This window comes from Streptomyces sp. IBSNAI002, from assembly GCF_052244475.1.
In the GTDB taxonomy this organism is placed as follows: domain Bacteria; phylum Actinomycetota; class Actinomycetes; order Streptomycetales; family Streptomycetaceae; genus Streptomyces.
Genome location: NZ_JBQPXG010000002.1, coordinates 8,340,212 through 8,354,272 on the forward strand (window position 1 = coordinate 8,340,212; position 14,061 = coordinate 8,354,272).

General features: G+C 70.7%; 14 protein-coding genes. 10 read left to right on the top strand and 4 right to left on the bottom strand.

Annotated features, from left to right (window positions below; genetic code table 11):
* Positions 1-98: 98 nt before the first annotated feature.
* From ACTVZO_RS38685 to ACTVZO_RS38715, 7 genes are all read left to right on the top strand, one after another.
* Complete coding sequence (locus ACTVZO_RS38685) at positions 99-1,691, top strand: zinc ribbon domain-containing protein (protein WP_443302838.1); 1,593 nt, start codon at positions 99-101, stop codon at positions 1,689-1,691.
* A gap of 223 nt (positions 1,692-1,914) precedes the next feature.
* Positions 1,915-2,592: a transglycosylase family protein gene (locus tag ACTVZO_RS38690; RefSeq protein WP_443302839.1), complete on the top strand. Its 678-nt coding sequence runs from the start codon at positions 1,915-1,917 to the stop codon at positions 2,590-2,592.
* A 19-nt stretch (positions 2,593-2,611) separates the two neighbouring features.
* Positions 2,612-2,851 carry a hypothetical protein gene (locus ACTVZO_RS38695; protein ID WP_443302840.1) on the top strand — a complete coding sequence of 80 codons (240 nt, stop codon included), beginning with the start codon at positions 2,612-2,614 and terminating at the stop codon, positions 2,849-2,851.
* 191 nt (positions 2,852-3,042) lie between these two features.
* The gene (locus ACTVZO_RS38700) at positions 3,043-3,267 is read left to right on the top strand and encodes a WhiB family transcriptional regulator (protein ID WP_443302841.1); all 225 of its coding nucleotides are present in this window, start codon (positions 3,043-3,045) and stop codon (positions 3,265-3,267) included.
* Between the two features lie 104 nt (positions 3,268-3,371).
* Positions 3,372-4,010 carry a response regulator gene (locus tag ACTVZO_RS38705; RefSeq protein WP_443302843.1) on the top strand — a complete coding sequence of 213 codons (639 nt, stop codon included), beginning with the start codon at positions 3,372-3,374 and terminating at the stop codon, positions 4,008-4,010.
* Between the two features lie 256 nt (positions 4,011-4,266).
* Complete coding sequence (locus tag ACTVZO_RS38710) at positions 4,267-4,959, top strand: response regulator transcription factor (protein ID WP_443302844.1); 693 nt, start codon at positions 4,267-4,269, stop codon at positions 4,957-4,959.
* 1 nt (position 4,960) lies between these two features.
* Complete coding sequence (locus tag ACTVZO_RS38715; RefSeq protein WP_443302845.1) at positions 4,961-6,274, top strand: sensor histidine kinase; 1,314 nt, start codon at positions 4,961-4,963, stop codon at positions 6,272-6,274.
* A 526-nt stretch (positions 6,275-6,800) separates the two neighbouring features.
* On the opposite strand, the gene ACTVZO_RS38720 is transcribed toward ACTVZO_RS38715, so the two are convergent.
* Positions 6,801-7,430 (bottom strand): response regulator transcription factor, encoded by a 630-nt coding sequence (locus ACTVZO_RS38720; protein ID WP_443302846.1) that lies wholly within the window; start codon positions 7,428-7,430, stop codon positions 6,801-6,803.
* Positions 7,431-7,604: 174 nt separating this feature from the next.
* Positions 7,605-7,955 (bottom strand): hypothetical protein, encoded by a 351-nt coding sequence (locus ACTVZO_RS38725; RefSeq protein ID WP_443302847.1) that lies wholly within the window; start codon positions 7,953-7,955, stop codon positions 7,605-7,607.
* Between the two features lie 178 nt (positions 7,956-8,133).
* Here ACTVZO_RS38725 and ACTVZO_RS38730 point away from each other — a divergent pair, with 178 nt between their 5' ends.
* The 3 genes from ACTVZO_RS38730 to ACTVZO_RS38740 all read left to right on the top strand — a co-directional run bounded on the left by ACTVZO_RS38730 (position 8,134) and on the right by ACTVZO_RS38740 (position 11,087).
* Positions 8,134-9,552, top strand: coding sequence for a hypothetical protein (locus ACTVZO_RS38730; RefSeq protein ID WP_443302848.1), 1,419 nt, complete (start codon positions 8,134-8,136; stop codon positions 9,550-9,552).
* A 51-nt stretch (positions 9,553-9,603) separates the two neighbouring features.
* Complete coding sequence (locus ACTVZO_RS38735; protein ID WP_443302849.1) at positions 9,604-10,014, top strand: PAAR domain-containing protein; 411 nt, start codon at positions 9,604-9,606, stop codon at positions 10,012-10,014.
* 221 nt (positions 10,015-10,235) lie between these two features.
* On the top strand, positions 10,236-11,087 hold the full coding sequence (locus ACTVZO_RS38740) for a hypothetical protein (RefSeq protein ID WP_443302850.1): 852 nt from the start codon (positions 10,236-10,238) through the stop codon (positions 11,085-11,087).
* On the opposite strand, the gene ACTVZO_RS38745 is transcribed toward ACTVZO_RS38740, so the two are convergent.
* Both ACTVZO_RS38745 and ACTVZO_RS38750 read right to left on the bottom strand, forming a co-directional pair.
* Positions 10,995-11,549, bottom strand: a complete 555-nt coding sequence (locus ACTVZO_RS38745; RefSeq protein ID WP_443302851.1) for an SRPBCC family protein — start codon at positions 11,547-11,549, stop codon at positions 10,995-10,997. The genes ACTVZO_RS38740 and ACTVZO_RS38745 overlap by 93 nt on opposite strands.
* A gap of 132 nt (positions 11,550-11,681) precedes the next feature.
* On the bottom strand, positions 11,682-13,937 hold the full coding sequence (locus ACTVZO_RS38750; RefSeq protein ID WP_443302852.1) for a M4 family metallopeptidase: 2,256 nt from the start codon (positions 13,935-13,937) through the stop codon (positions 11,682-11,684).
* Positions 13,938-14,061 lie beyond the last annotated feature (124 nt).

A 14,061-nucleotide genomic window follows, 5' to 3' on the forward strand; every position in this document is an offset into this window, starting at 1 on the left:
GCCCGTCGGCACTCGAACGGCTCCAGCGGGGCCTGTACACCGACGTCGGCAGCCGCCCCGCCCTCCCCGGCCGAACCGGTCCGGCGGGTGTTCCCGGCATGGGCATGGGCATGGGCGGCGGCATGGGCGGCGGCATGGGCATGCCCGGCATGGGCGGCCCTCCCGGCATGGGCGGTCCTCCTGGGATGGGCCGTCCCACCGGCATGCCCGGTCCTCCTGGGATGGGCGGTCCTCCTGGGATGGGCCGTCCCACCGGCATGCCCGGGCCCCCCTCGATGGGAGGGCCGCCCGGCATGGGCGGATTCTCCAGCAAGGATGACGACGACGAGGACGAGGACGACAAGTTCCTCGCATCGCTCCTCAAGGGGGGCACCGGCGCGGGCGCGGGCGGCGCGAACGATGACGATGACGAGGACGAAGAGGATGACGAGGACGACTGGCTCGCGGCCCTCTTGAAGGATGCCGGTGGTGATGACGATGACGATGACGATGACGATGACGATGACGACGCTGCGGACGACGACGAGGATGACGACGAGGATGACGACGAGGACGATGAGGATGAATGGCTCGCCTCCCTCCTGAAGCAGGCTGAAGCCGGCGAGGACGATGAGGACGATGAGGACGATGAGGACGATGAGGACGACGCCGCGGACGACGCTGCGGACGATGACGACGACGAGGATGACGATGAGGACGATGAGGATGAATGGCTCGCCTCCCTCCTGAAGCAGGCTGAAGCCGGCGAGGACGACGAGCACGACGAGGACGACGAGGGCGACGAGGAGGACGAGGACGAGGACGATCACGAAGCCGCGGAACCCGGCCTGGTCGCTCCCGCCGAACCCGAGGAACGGCGCACGCCTGCCCCGCAGCGCCGACGGGCCACGCGCCCGGCCATGCCCGGCGACCTCGTCTGTCCCGCCTGCGGCGAGAACAACGACGACGAGCGCAAGTTCTGCAGCCGATGCGGCTCCTCCCTCGACCAGGCGGTTGAGGCGACCATGCCGTGGTGGCCGCGGTTCTGCGCGCGCCTGCGCCCCGGACCGGCGGTCCTGGACGCCGGGCAGCGTCCTGGTCAGGCCGGTGTGCGGGACAAGCGACGCTTCGCCCCGTCCGTGTTGGTCGGGCCGGTCCGCTTGGTGGCCAGTGTCGCGCTGCTGACGCTGACCACCCTGTACATGATCCATCCCCCCTTCAAGGAGTTCGTCACGATCGAGGCCCAGGAGATCCAGACCAGGCTGAAGGCGACGGTCAAACCGGAGTTCTCCCCGGTGAACCCGAAGGACGTGCGCGATCCCGGTGCCAGCGATCCCGCGCACTCGGCCCTGGACGCCTTCGACTTGAATTCCGACACCTACTGGCTGACATCGGTCGACGACACCCAGGGCGTCACGCTGGAGTTCGACGCACCGGTGGACCTCAGCCACCTCGTCGTCCGCAACGGCGCGCACCCCGACTTCAAGGCCTACGACCGGGCGAAGTCGCTGGAACTCGATTACTCCAACGGCCAGAAGCAGACGGTCACGTTGCAGGACAAGAACGAGGAACAGTCCGTGAACCTCGGGTCCCACGGCGAGGTGACGTGGGTCAAGGTGCGTGTCCTGGACGCCTACGGCAGCCACAAGAGCAGCCAAGTGGCGGTCTCCGAGATGGAGTTCAACACCATGGTCCGCGGATACCTGTTCTGACGGCCCGGTGATGGGGAGGGGACGGTACGCCGTTAGGCGGCCGTTAGGGGGCTGCCGCCTAGCGTGGAGTCAACGTCATATTTCGGGTGACGGGCCAACAACATGCCGCACCTTAGGCGGTGGAGAAGGAGAAGCAGTCGTGCTCGGAAAAGGCAGAGGCCGACGTCGTCACACGAAGCCCGCGATCACGCGGCGAGCAGCCGCGGCGGCGGGAGTCGCCGGTGTGGGGGTCGCCATCCCCCTGCTGCTCGGAGGCAGCGCCCAGGCCGCCACGACGGCGGTCTGGGACCAGGTGGCCCAGTGCGAGAGCAGCGGCAACTACGCCATCAACACGCGCAACGGCTACTACGGCGGTCTGCAGTTCTCGACCTCGACGTGGCGGGCGTACGGCGGGCGGGCGTATGCCCCGAACGCCCATCTGGCCACGAAGGAACAGCAGATAGCCATTGCCGAGAAGGTACTCGCAGGTCAGGGCGCGGGCGCTTGGGGGCCGTGCTCGGCCCCGCTGAGGCACGCGAAGCCCGCAGCGCAGGAGCCCAAGGCGCAGGAGCCCGCAGCGCAGGAGCCCAAGGCGCAGGAGCCCGCAGCGCAGGAGCCCAAGGCGCAGGAGCCCGCAGCGCAGGAGCCCAAGGCGCAGGAGCCCGCAGCGCAGGAGCCCAAGGCGCAACCCGCTCCGCAGACGCCCTCGGGAGCCGCCGAAGGCACGTACACCGTCCGGCCCGGCGACACGCTCGTGGGCATCGCGCGGTCGCACGGTCTCCCGGACTGGCACGTCCTGCACGAGGCGAACCTGGCCGCCGTACCCGACCCGAACGTGATCCGCGTGGGCCAGGTGATCCGTGTACCCGCTGCGGACGTGACGACGACGGCGGCGGCGGGGCACGCCGTCCGGCTGGACTGAGGGACAGGGAACATCAGCCATGATCCGACATGACATATTCCAGCAGGACATGCTCAGGATGGCGCCGCCGGACGAGGACGAGCTGCAGGCCGCTCGCGTCGTGGTCGCCTCCCGGTCCCGCGATGCCGCTGACTGCGAGCTTCTGCTCGAGATGCTGGGCCTGGTCCCCGAACCGGAAACCGCCGAGCCGGCACTGGAGGCACCCCGCATCCACCTGCTGCCTCCGCTGCTGGACGGACGCCGCGAAAGAGGCTGGTGAGTCCGGACGTACTACGCCCTCGGTCCACCAGACGGGAGACTCGCGCATCGTCCGGTGGCCGATGACGGTTCCCGGCGGCGGGTCCTAACGTCGGACCGTGACCGGGCGACGACAGGTGGCCGCGGGGCTCAGTGCCGGCTCGACGCCGTCCTCCCGCATACCCGGTTCGCTCACGCGGGAGGAGATCGGCCGTGAAGGACGCTGGGCGGCGCATGGGGGACTGGACGGACTCCGCCGCGTGCATCGGTATGGACGTCGAGGTCTTCTACGCGCAGAGCATGGCGCGGATGGTCAGCGCGCTCAAGGCGTGCCGCGGATGCCCCGTGCAGGCGGACTGCCGTGCGCACGCGGAGCGCGCGAAGGAACCGTTCGGCATCTGGGGTGGTCTCACGGCCTCCGAGCGGGGCTGGGCCTGACCGGCGCGGCTCGCCGGGCCGACCCGCCGCCGTCGGACTATTCTCGATGCACGGGGCTCACCTGCCCCGCTCGCAGGCGCGCAGGAGTTCCGAGGGAGCTTTCCATGACGGAACGCATCCGGGTCGTCATCGCGGACGACCACCCGCTCTACCGCGAGGGCGTCCGCAGGGCGCTGGCCTGGAGCGGAACCATCGAGGTGGTGGGCGAGGCCTCGAACGGACGCGAGGCCCTCAAGATGATCAAGGATCTCACTCCCGACGTCGCGCTCGTCGACTTCCGGATGCCCGACATGGACGGCATCGCGCTGACCCGCTCGGTCGCCCAGTGGAAGCTCGAGACCCGGGTGGTGATCGTCAGTGCCTTCCAGAACAGCGAGCTGGTCTTCCGGGCCCTGGAGGAAGGCGCCGCCGGCTACATGCTCAAGGACGCCAAGCGGACCGAGCTGGTCGAGGCGGTGCGGCAGGCGGCGTCCGGGAAGACGGTGATCCCCGCGGACCTCGCCGGCGGGGTGGCCGAGGAGATCCGCATGCGGGCCCAGTCGGGCGGCCCGGTCTTCACCACCAGGGAGCTGGAGGTGCTGCGAGACTTCGCGGAGGGGATGAGCATTCCGCAGATTGCGCAGAAGCTCTTCCTCGCACCCAGCACCGTCAAGACCCACGCCCAGCACCTCTACGAGAAGCTCGGCGTCGGCGACCGTGCCGCCGCCGTCGCCGAAGGCATGCGCCGCGGCCTGCTGGACTGACCCACCCGCCGGACACCCCCTATGGCTCCCGCACTCCTCGCCCTTGCGGCGTACGGGCGGGAAGGACCCGCACGGGCCCGTACGCCACCTCGAACCGGGGGACGGGGGGCGGGAGGGACGGCGCACCGTCCACCGATCGGTGGGCACGGACACACCGGCCGGCTCCCGCGATCCCCCGATCCCCAGGGGCCCCCGTACGCAGCACTCTGGTGACCGAGGGCGCTGCACGAGGCGCCACCGAGGTACGGAGCGGGCAATGGCTTGGACGCACGTAACGGTGATCGAGGACGACGCGGAGATCCGCGAGTTCCTCTCCGCCTCCCTCCGCAAGATGAAGTACGACGTCCACGCCGTCGCGCGCGGCGCCGACGGACTCAGCCACGCAGCCTCTTCCGCCCCGGGCGGGGTGATCGTGCTCGACCTCGGGCTTCCCGACATCGACGGCCTGGACGTGCTCAAGATGCTCCGCGCCACGGTCAACACCCCGGTCCTGGTCTCCAGCGCCAGGGACGACGACAGCCACATCGTGCGCGCCCTCGACCTGGGCGCCGACGACTACGTCGTCAAGCCGTTCTCCGCGGAACACCTCGACGCCCGCATCCGCGCCGTGCTGCGGCGCTCGGGCGACCGCCGCCCGGAAAGCGCCTACCACGTCGGTGGCCTCAGCATCGACATGGAGGCCCACACCGCGGTCCTGGACGGCCGGGAGCTGGAGATGCGGCCCAAGGAGTTCCGGCTCCTCGCCTACCTCGTGCGCCATGCGGGTCGGGTCGTCAGCAAGGACGAGCTGCTGAGCGAGATCTGGGACGATGCGTTCGGCGCGAGCGACAAGACGATCGACGTCCACCTGTCCTGGCTCCGCCGACGTCTCGGTGAGACCGCGGCAGAGCCGCGGTACCTGCACAGCGTGCGCGGCGTCGGTGTCAAGATCGCCGCACCCGCCGACTAGCATGCGAAGGAAATTCGCACTGGTCAGTGCGCTGAGCACGCTCCTGACCGTCTTCCTCCTGGGCATCCCGCTGACCTTCTACGCGGCATACGCCCACCTGGCCCAGGCGGATCACGACGCCGTCCTTCAGGCCCAGACCCTGGCAACCCTGACCCGTGAGTCGGCGGACTCGGGCACCGGACAGCTCACCTCCTGGATCGACTCCCAGCAGCGCAACGTCCGCGCCACCGTGGTCATGCCCTCGGGCACGCGCTTCGGAGCGCCCGTACCGTGTCTGCAACAGCCGGAACCCCACGTCGGTGACCTGGAGCAGTGGACGTGCCGGGGGCACAGGGTCGCGAGTCTTGCCGTGCCCATGCCCGACGGAGGCGAGGCCCAGGTCGACGTGGCGGTGGACACCGCGGGGGCGAGCGAGGAAACACTGCGCGTCATCGCCCTGCTCGCCGCCGCTGCCGTCGTACTGCCCGCCGTCTCCGTGGTGTTCGCCGACCGCCTGGCCCGTTCGGTCGTCCGTACTGCCGGAGAACTGACGGACGTCGCAGCCGACTTGCGGCAAGGACGTCTCGACTCCCGCTTCGCCGGCACCGGCCCACCGGAACTCCGGCAGCTCGGCCTCACCCTCAACGCGTTGGCTGCCAGGCTCGACGCCCTCGTCACCAACGAACGCGAATCGCTGGCGGACCTGTCCCACCGGCTGCGTACCCCGATCACTTCGCTGATGCTCCAGGCCGAGGCCCTCAAGGACCGCCGGGGCGGCGAACGCCTCCTCTCAGCCCTCCACGACCTCAACGGTGAGGTCACGAGGGTCATTCGGCATGCTCGCAAACCGATCGCCTCGAACGGCGGCCTGACGGCCTGCCTCGACGCGGTCGTCGCGGACCGCGTCGCGTTCTGGGAGGTGCTGGCCGAGGAACAGGGGCGTGCCTGCGAGCTGACGGTGCACGACACCGATTGCCAGGTGTACGTCCCGCCGGCAGAACTCGAGGCCGCCGTTGACGTCCTGCTCGAGAACGTGTTCACCCACACCCCGGATTCGGCCGGCATGCTGATCACCGTACGTGCCCACCCGGGCGGCGGCGCGGAGCTCACCATCGACGACGACGGGCCTGGGTTCTCGGACCTTCGCGTGGTGGAACGCGGCCGGAGCACCGGCGGATCGAGCGGACTCGGCCTGGACATCGCCCGTCGCACGGCGACGATTTCCGGTGGCCGGCTCGTCCTGAGTGCCTCGCCGACCGGGGGCGCTCGTGTCACCGCGTCCTTCGGCGGGCCCCCGGTTCCGCGCCGCCCCCAGGGGGCCGGCGGAGCGTCCTGAGCCCTGCCGAACCGGCTGAAGGGGAACCGCTGAGCTTCATTGAGCCGGTCCCTGACCGGCTGACGTCCCGGGGCTCAAAAGAGGGGGCAAGGCTCCCGGACGGCTGAGCGAGGTGTCTCACACGTCAACTCGTTCGCCAGGGCGTCTTGTCGGCCACCCATCCCGTCGCGCTGGCCCTTCCGCATGTCCTCGCGGAGTGACTGACGATGCTGATCGTCAACCGGGAGGAGGGTGACCGTGACCGGCCGTGCGAGCTGCCGCCCCGAGCCGGGCGATGGCTGCCCCGGTGTATGTGCGCAAGCACGACACCCCGGCCCAGATCGCGGCCGGATTCCGCCTCGGCGAGAGCGCCGCCCACGCCAGCGCACACGGCGTGATCACCTCTGCCTGCCCTTGCGTCCTCACTCACCCGAGCACTGGGCAGGCGCGTCCCGAGCAGGTGCTGCCCGGACACGCCGGAGCGGGTGGGGAGACAGAACTTCCGTTCTGTCTCCCCACCCGCTCCGGCGTGTCCGCCGGGAGGTGGTCAGATCAGGCCCTCACGGATGGCGTAGGCGACGGCGTGGGGTCGGTTGCGCAGGTTGAACCGGTTGTTGATGGCGTGGAGGGTGTTCTTCACCGTCCGCTCCGAATAGCACAGCTGCTGGGCGATCTCGTTCGTGTCCAGCCCCTGCGACACCAGGCGGAGCACGTCGGCCTCCCGGTCGGTGATGCCGGAGTAGCGCTGGCCGCCCCGCGGGACGGACGTCTGCTGCTGGAGCTTGGAAACCTGCTTCAGGAGACTGCCGACGAGGTCGGGCGGGAGGACGCCGGCGCCCCGGTTGACCGAGGTGATCACGTGGACGAGTCCGTCGGCGGTGACGTCCTTGCGGCGGGCGAGACCGCTGATGCCGGCCTCCGCGGCGGCGAACACACCGTCGTCCTCGAGGGAGGAGGCGACGAGCACGATGCGCTGTGTGCCCTGGCCCCGGGTCGACTTGACCAGGGAGATGGCGGCGTCGTCGATCTCGTCGACCACGAGGACGGCGACGGTGTCCGGTTCGGCGTCCTGGCGCTCCACGATGTGGACTTCCGGGCGGAGGCGCAGGGCGGCGATGACGCCCAGCTCCGAGATGGAGTCCAGGGCGTGGACGAAAACACTGATCCTGTTCGGCATGAATTTCCTCTTGGATGCGTAGAACTGGGGTGAGGCCTCCGGTTGACGTCCGGTGGGACGGTCGGTCCGGGGTCGATGCATCCATGGTGTGCCCCCGAAGGTTAACGGGGGGATAGCGGAGCCGGTGCGAAGGATTGTCCGATGGGGACGTCGGCCGGCCGCCGTTCGGGCACCCTAGAAGAGGCGTTCCTCGCCGCAGATCGCCACGCGCACCGTGGAGTCGCCGTCCAGAGACACCCGGTAGTGGCAGCGGTTCACCGGCCTGGTGCGCATCGCGTCCCGCCATCCGAACCCGCTGAAGCTCAACCAGGCGTCGGAGCTCTGGTGCCGCTCGATGGTGGTGCTGGCGGTGCCGTTCATCAGGACGCTGCCCTCGGACCCCCCGCCCAGGTACTCCCGGAGTTCCACCGTGCACTCCAGACGGCCGGTCTGTGGTCTCGGCGTGAACCGGAAGGCGAGCGTATCGGCGCGGAAGGAGACGAGTCCGTCGCGGATCTCATTGCTCGTGATGTCGAATTCCAGCAATTGGGCCGGATTCCATGTCGGTGGCTCTGAGTTCGTTATGTCCATGGCCCCATTGTCCCGGCGCCTGCTGTTCCGTCCTGCGTTCGGCCGGAATTCTGCGCGAAGGAGACGCGGTTCTTCCCTTCCCGCTGCCCGAACGTGGATGTCCAGGCCGGGCCCTGGCCGCGAGAGTGGACGCATGGGAGTCATCGCATCACTGGACGAACGGGATGTCAGCGTCGAGGCAGGTGAAAGCGTCACCTGCTCCGTACGGCTGCACAACACGGGCCACACCGTCGACACCTTCACCCTGGACGTCCTGGGGGAGGCGGCCGACTGGGCGAGCGTGCAGCCGTCCAGCGTCAACGTCTTCCCCGGCGACGACGCGGTCGCCGTCCTGACCTTCGCGCCTCCCCGTTCGGCGGAAGTGCCGTGCGGAAAGAAGGCCTTCGCCCTGCGCGTGATGGCGCAGGAGGACACCGACGGCTCGGTGATCGAAGAGGGCAGCGTCGAGGTCGGAGGCTACGCCGACCTGGCCGCCGAGATCGTTCCCCGTACCGCCCGTGGTGCGCGCCGGGCGCGCACCAAGCTGGCCGTGGACAACTACGGCAACGGCCCGGTCACCGTCCAGTTCACGGGCAAGGACGAGAGCGGGGACGTCGATTTCGTCTTCAAGCCGGTCCAGACCGTCGTCGAAGGCGGGACGACGCAGCTGATCCCGGTCCGCATGCGCATGCGCAAGCGGTTCCTCACCGGTCAGCCCAAGACCCTGCCGGTGGAGATCAGTCTGACCGCCTCGGACGGCAGCAAGCTCGACGCCGCCGGTGTGGTGATCCAGCCGCCCATGCTGCCCCGCTGGCTGCCCAGGGCGCTTACCTTCGCCATCGCCGGGCTGATCCTCCTGGCCGTCCTGGTTCCGACGATCTTCAACGATGCGCCCAAGTCCAAGGCCACCTCGGGCGGGGTCGCCGATCCCTCGGGTGGAGCCCAGTCCCCGCCGGGCACCGGCGAGACACCCCCGCCGGGGGCCCCGCAGCAGGACCCCGCGGCGCCGGCCGGCCAGAACCAGCCCGCCGCCCAGGGGGGCGGAGGCGGCTCGCCCGTGAAGCCCCCCGCGTCGGACCCCGAGAAGCCTCCCGCGCCCGGCTCGCCTGCGAAGCCCCCCGCGTCGGACCCCGAGAAGCCTCCCGCGCCCGGCTCGCCTGCGAAGCCTCCGGCGTCGGACCCCGAGAAGCCTCCCGCGCCCAGCCCGCCCAAACCTCCCGCGCCCGGCCCCGCGGAGCCGACCGCCGAGAACATCCGCATCGAGGGCACGTCCATCGCGGGCAGTGGGGGGTTCACGACGCGCAGGCGTACGGTGCAGGCCGGTCAGACGATCAAGATCGGCGAGGTCGTCCTCGACAATCCGCAGGGCTCCGTCGGCACGCTGGAGATACGCAAGAACGACACGAAACTGCTCGAGCGCGATCTCTCCAAGCTGACGCACGAGCGCGTCCGCTTCAGCACGGAGATCAGCTTCAAGGCGGGCGACGAGATCGTGGTCGCGGTGCGGTGCACCTCATCGAGCGGCACGTGCAAACCCGTCGCCCTGTTCCCCGCCAAGGTCACGACCGCGTGAGCATCCGGCTCCCGCCGTCACTCCTCCGACATCCCCGAAAGGCAGCCCGACATGCCCGGACTTCCCGCCGCGCGACTCGGTGACAAGGTCACCGGAACCGACATCCACATCGTGCTGGTACCCGCCCCGCCCGGTCCGCCCACACCCCAGCCCATGCCCTTCCCGTACCAGGCGACCTTGACGGGAGGGTGCTGCGCGACCGTACGGATCGGCGGCAAGCCGGCGGCGACGCTGTCGACCACGGCCGCCATCAGCCCGCCGCACATCGCTCCCGCGCCGGCGACCTTCTCCGTGCCGCCCACGCACACCGGGACCGTCATCAAGGGCAGCGCGACCGTGCGCATCGGAGGGAAACCGGCGGCGCGCGTGGGCGACACCGTCCAGACCTGCAGCGACCCGGTTCCGGCACCGAACGGCCGCATCATGCCTCCGGTTCCGAACCACGGTGTGCTCATCGGCTGAACGCCCGAGGGGATGCCTCCGCCTCTCGCCCGGTTTCCCTTCCCGCCGCCCCTGCGATCCCCTACTGTTCGTTCGAACGAATTGGGCGGTGGTCTGCCGGTCCCCAAGGGGTGACGGGTGCTGCTGCCGTCCGCACCGACGCGCGATCCGTGTCGGCATGGCTCGGAGCGGACCCGGTCGGGGCCGCCCATGAGGGAAGCGGGTTGGTCCAAGTGGCCGAGGTGCACCAGCGTTCTTCCGAGCAGGGCCCCCTGGCGGTGGGGCTCGGGCGGAGGGACGCGCTCAGGCTCGGCACCCTGCTGGCGGCATGGGGGATGTCCGCGCTGGTGCCCGTCGGCATCGACGGGGAGCGGCGCTGTGACCGGGCGCACGGCACGGTCACGACCACCTACCGGGGGAGTTCCCCGTTCGGCTTCGACCAGTGGGCGGCCGTCGACTTCGACGTGCCGGACGGGGTGCGGCGGATCTCCGTCAGCACCTCGTTCCAACAGTCCGAGTCCGCTTCCCCGCCCGGCACGTGGCCCAGCGGTCTGGACACCGGGGTGTTCGGGCCGGACGGGTTCCGCGGCTGGTCGGGCGACGACGGGCGGGACTGCACCCTGTCCGCGGCCGACGCCACCCCGGGGTATCTGCCCGGGCCGATCGAGGCGGGCAGGTGGTGCGTGGCGCTGGGACCCACGGTGAGCCATCCGCAGGGGATGGGGTGGCAGGTCGCCGTCACGCTGGAGTACGGGACTCCACCCCTGCCGGTCTGTGGTGCGCAGGCCGCCACCCGGCCGGAGCGCCAGGCCGTCATCCGCCTGCGTACCGAGGTCTCCGGCGGTCGGTCCACCACCGCCGGCGTATATCTGTCGGCCGCCTCCGACCGGAGAACGGGCCCGGTGGCCGCTTGCTGCCGCGGGGCGGATGCCGCCGGACCCACCGGGCCGGAAGTGGCGCTCGGCCGTCGCGGTGGGGCACCGGCACCGACTCCGACACCGCTATCGCACGGTCTCCGTCCGCAGTGCGAGGGCCCGGGTCTCCGCGGCCAGGCCTTCCCGGAGCGCGGCGCCCATGACCAGGTCCGTGGCTGAGCTGAAGACGCCGTCGAGGAGCAGTTCGTTGGTGACGAGCACGGTGCCGTCGGCCCGGGGGTCGAGGGTGCGGCAGCGCTGTCCGTAGACGAAGGAGGCGTTCCACCCGGCGTCGCGCCAGCAGAAGCGACGGTTCGGTTCGACCACGAGGACGGTGTGCTCGGCGCGCATCACATGACTGCCGAGGGCGACCGAGACGTGCACGGTGGCACCCGGCCTGACCTCCCCGTCGGCGCGCAGCACCCATGGGTTCCAGTCCTGGTAGGAGGGCAGGTCGACCAGTGCGTTCCAGATCCGCTCCGCGGGAGCCGCGATGACGGCCTGCTCGCGGTGGACCACCGAGTGCCTGCCGGGCTCCCGCGGGTTCAGGTCGTCCGTGCCCGTGGTGGCGGCCGCGGCCGGGCGCAGTGGTAGCAGGGTCAGTGCGGCACATGCGGTGACGAGGGTGAAGGCGCGGCGCATGAGGGTTCCCGGTTCTCGAGTGCGGTTCCGGCCGGTGCCGACAGGCGCGGCCGGACGGTAGGGGTGCCAGGGGGTGGGGTGTCGCCCCGCCGAGCAGGTCGGCGGGGCGACACGAGGGGGTGGCGGGGACGGTCAGGGGGTGAGTTCCCAGCGCTCGACGTAGCCGACGTCCAGCGCGGCGCGGTCTTGGACCCGGAGCTTCCACGTACCCTCGATCGGCTGTGCGGACGCGTCGACGGTGAAGGTCTGGTCGACGTTGTCGGCCGGTCCGCCGCTGCGGTTGAGCAGGGGGTAGGCGGTGCCGTCAGGGCCGACCAGGTCGACCGTGAGGTCTCCCCGGTAGGTGTGCGTGATCTTGACATGGACCCGGGTGGTGGCCGCCGCGTTGCCGGGACGGTCGGTGATGGTGAGCGGCGATTCGACGGCGGCCCCGTTGTCGGGGATGTCGACACGGGTGGTGGCGGCGTAGATGTACGCCACCTGCCAGGTGAAGGACAGGGTGACCGAGGAGCCGGTGTCGTCCCGGACGGTGATGCTCACCTCGCTGGTCCCGATGGTGGTCGGCGTACCGGAGACCAGGCCGTCGGCGGAGAGGGTCAGGCCGTCGGGGAGTCCGGTGGCCTCGAAGGTGAGGGCCGAGCCGGTGTTGGTGGTGAAGGCGTCGACCTGGAGACCGACCGCCTGCCCGATGCCGCTGGTCTGGTCGGGGATGGGCGCGGCGTTGACGCCGAGTGCGATGCGGTCGCCCACGTTCACGCCGGCCCAGGCGTCGGCCACGGCGAGGTAGCGGGGGCTGTAGGCGCCGAAGAGGTCGGCCGTTGCCTGGAGGGTGGCGGTGCGGGCTCCCGCGTAGTCGGTGCCGGACGTCATGTACGTGGTGAGGGCGCGGTACCAGATGCGCGAGGCGTCCTCGATGCCTATCCCGGCGACGGGCAGGCCGTCGAAGGTCGGGCTGTCGTACGCGACGTCGTTCACGGTCTTGGGGCCGCTGCCTTCTGCCAGGAGGTAGAAGAAGTGGTTGGCGGGCCCGGAGGAGTAGTGGACGTCGACGCCGCCGAGCGAAGGGTCCCAGTAGTCGCGGGAGAGACCGTCGCGCGACGGCCGGTCCATGTAGCGCAGCGGGGTCCCGTTGCCGCGGATGTCGATCTTCTCTCCGACGAGGTAGTCGCCCGGATCGGCCGCGAGGCCGGAGTGGAACTCGACGGCGGCGGCGAAGATGTCGGACGTGGCCTCGTTCAGCCCGCCGGACTCACCCGCGTAGGTCAGGTTCGCGGTGGCGCTGGTGACGCCGTGGGTCATCTCGTGGGCCGCGACGTCGAGGGCGGTCAACGGGTGGGTGTTGCCGGCGCCGTCCCCGTACGTCATGCAGAAGCAGCTGTCGGACCAGAAGGCGTTGACGTAGTTGTTGCCGTAGTGGGCCCGGCTGTACGCGGCGACGCCGTCGTCGCGGATGCCGTTGCGGCCGAAGACCTGCTGGTAGAAGTCCCAGGTGGCCCCGGCGCCGAAGGCCACGTCGACGCCCGCGGTCTGCCGGTTGGCGGGTGTGCCGTCGCCCCAGACGTCGTCGGCGTCCGTGAAGAGGGTGCCCGTCCCGGACGTCCGCTGCTCGAGGTCGTAGGTGCGGTGGCCCGCGCGCTCGCCGTCGACCATCTGGTACGCGGACTCCGACGGGGTCGTGCCGATGGACACCTCGCCGTTGTACTGGCCGGTGCCACGGCCTGTGTGCACGCGTTCCTCACTGCTCAGCACCTTGCCGGACGCGGCGTCCGTGAGGACCCGCAGCTCGCTGGGGGTGCCGTCCTCCTGTACGCCCTTGACCAGGGTCTCCCAGGCCAGCACGGGTTCGGCGGCGCCGACCATGCGGATCACGAGCCTGGGCGAGTCCGCCTCGGGCCGTTCCACCTCGGCCCGCTCCGCCTGGGTGACGGCGGCCTTGGCCGCGCCGGTGGCGCGGACGGACGGGGTGAGGGAGGCCACGGTGAGCTGCGCTCCCGACGCCCGCGACACCGTGGTGCGGCCCTTGGCATCGTGGACGACCAGGTCGCCGCCGACGACGGGCAGCCCGGCGAAGGTGCGCTCGTAGCGGGTGTGCAGCGTGCCGTCGGCATCCTGGATGACGTCCTTGACGAGGAGCTGTTCGCGCGGCCCGAGGCCGATCCGGCGTGCCGTGGCCTGCTGCGCGTCCTGGGCCTGCCCGATGAGGGAGGCGCGGCGCGCCGGCGTGACGGCGAGCGGGAGTGCGCCGGCCCGCGGGGCCTCCGTGCGGGGTGCGGGGTCCGCGGGTGCGGCCGAGGCGGGGGACCCGAAGGCGAACAGGGCCGCGGCGCTGGCCAGGGCGAGGACGGAGGTGGCCGGCCTGCGGAGTTGAGGGGGGTGTCGCCGTAACAAGGCGTCTCCTGAGGGGGGTGAAGGAACGGTGAACGTTCGGGAGAAGCGTGACAGTTGCACGTGGTTGCTGTCATGGGCCTGCCAACTCATGGGCCGGAAATTCTCCCCCCGTCCGACCCGCCCC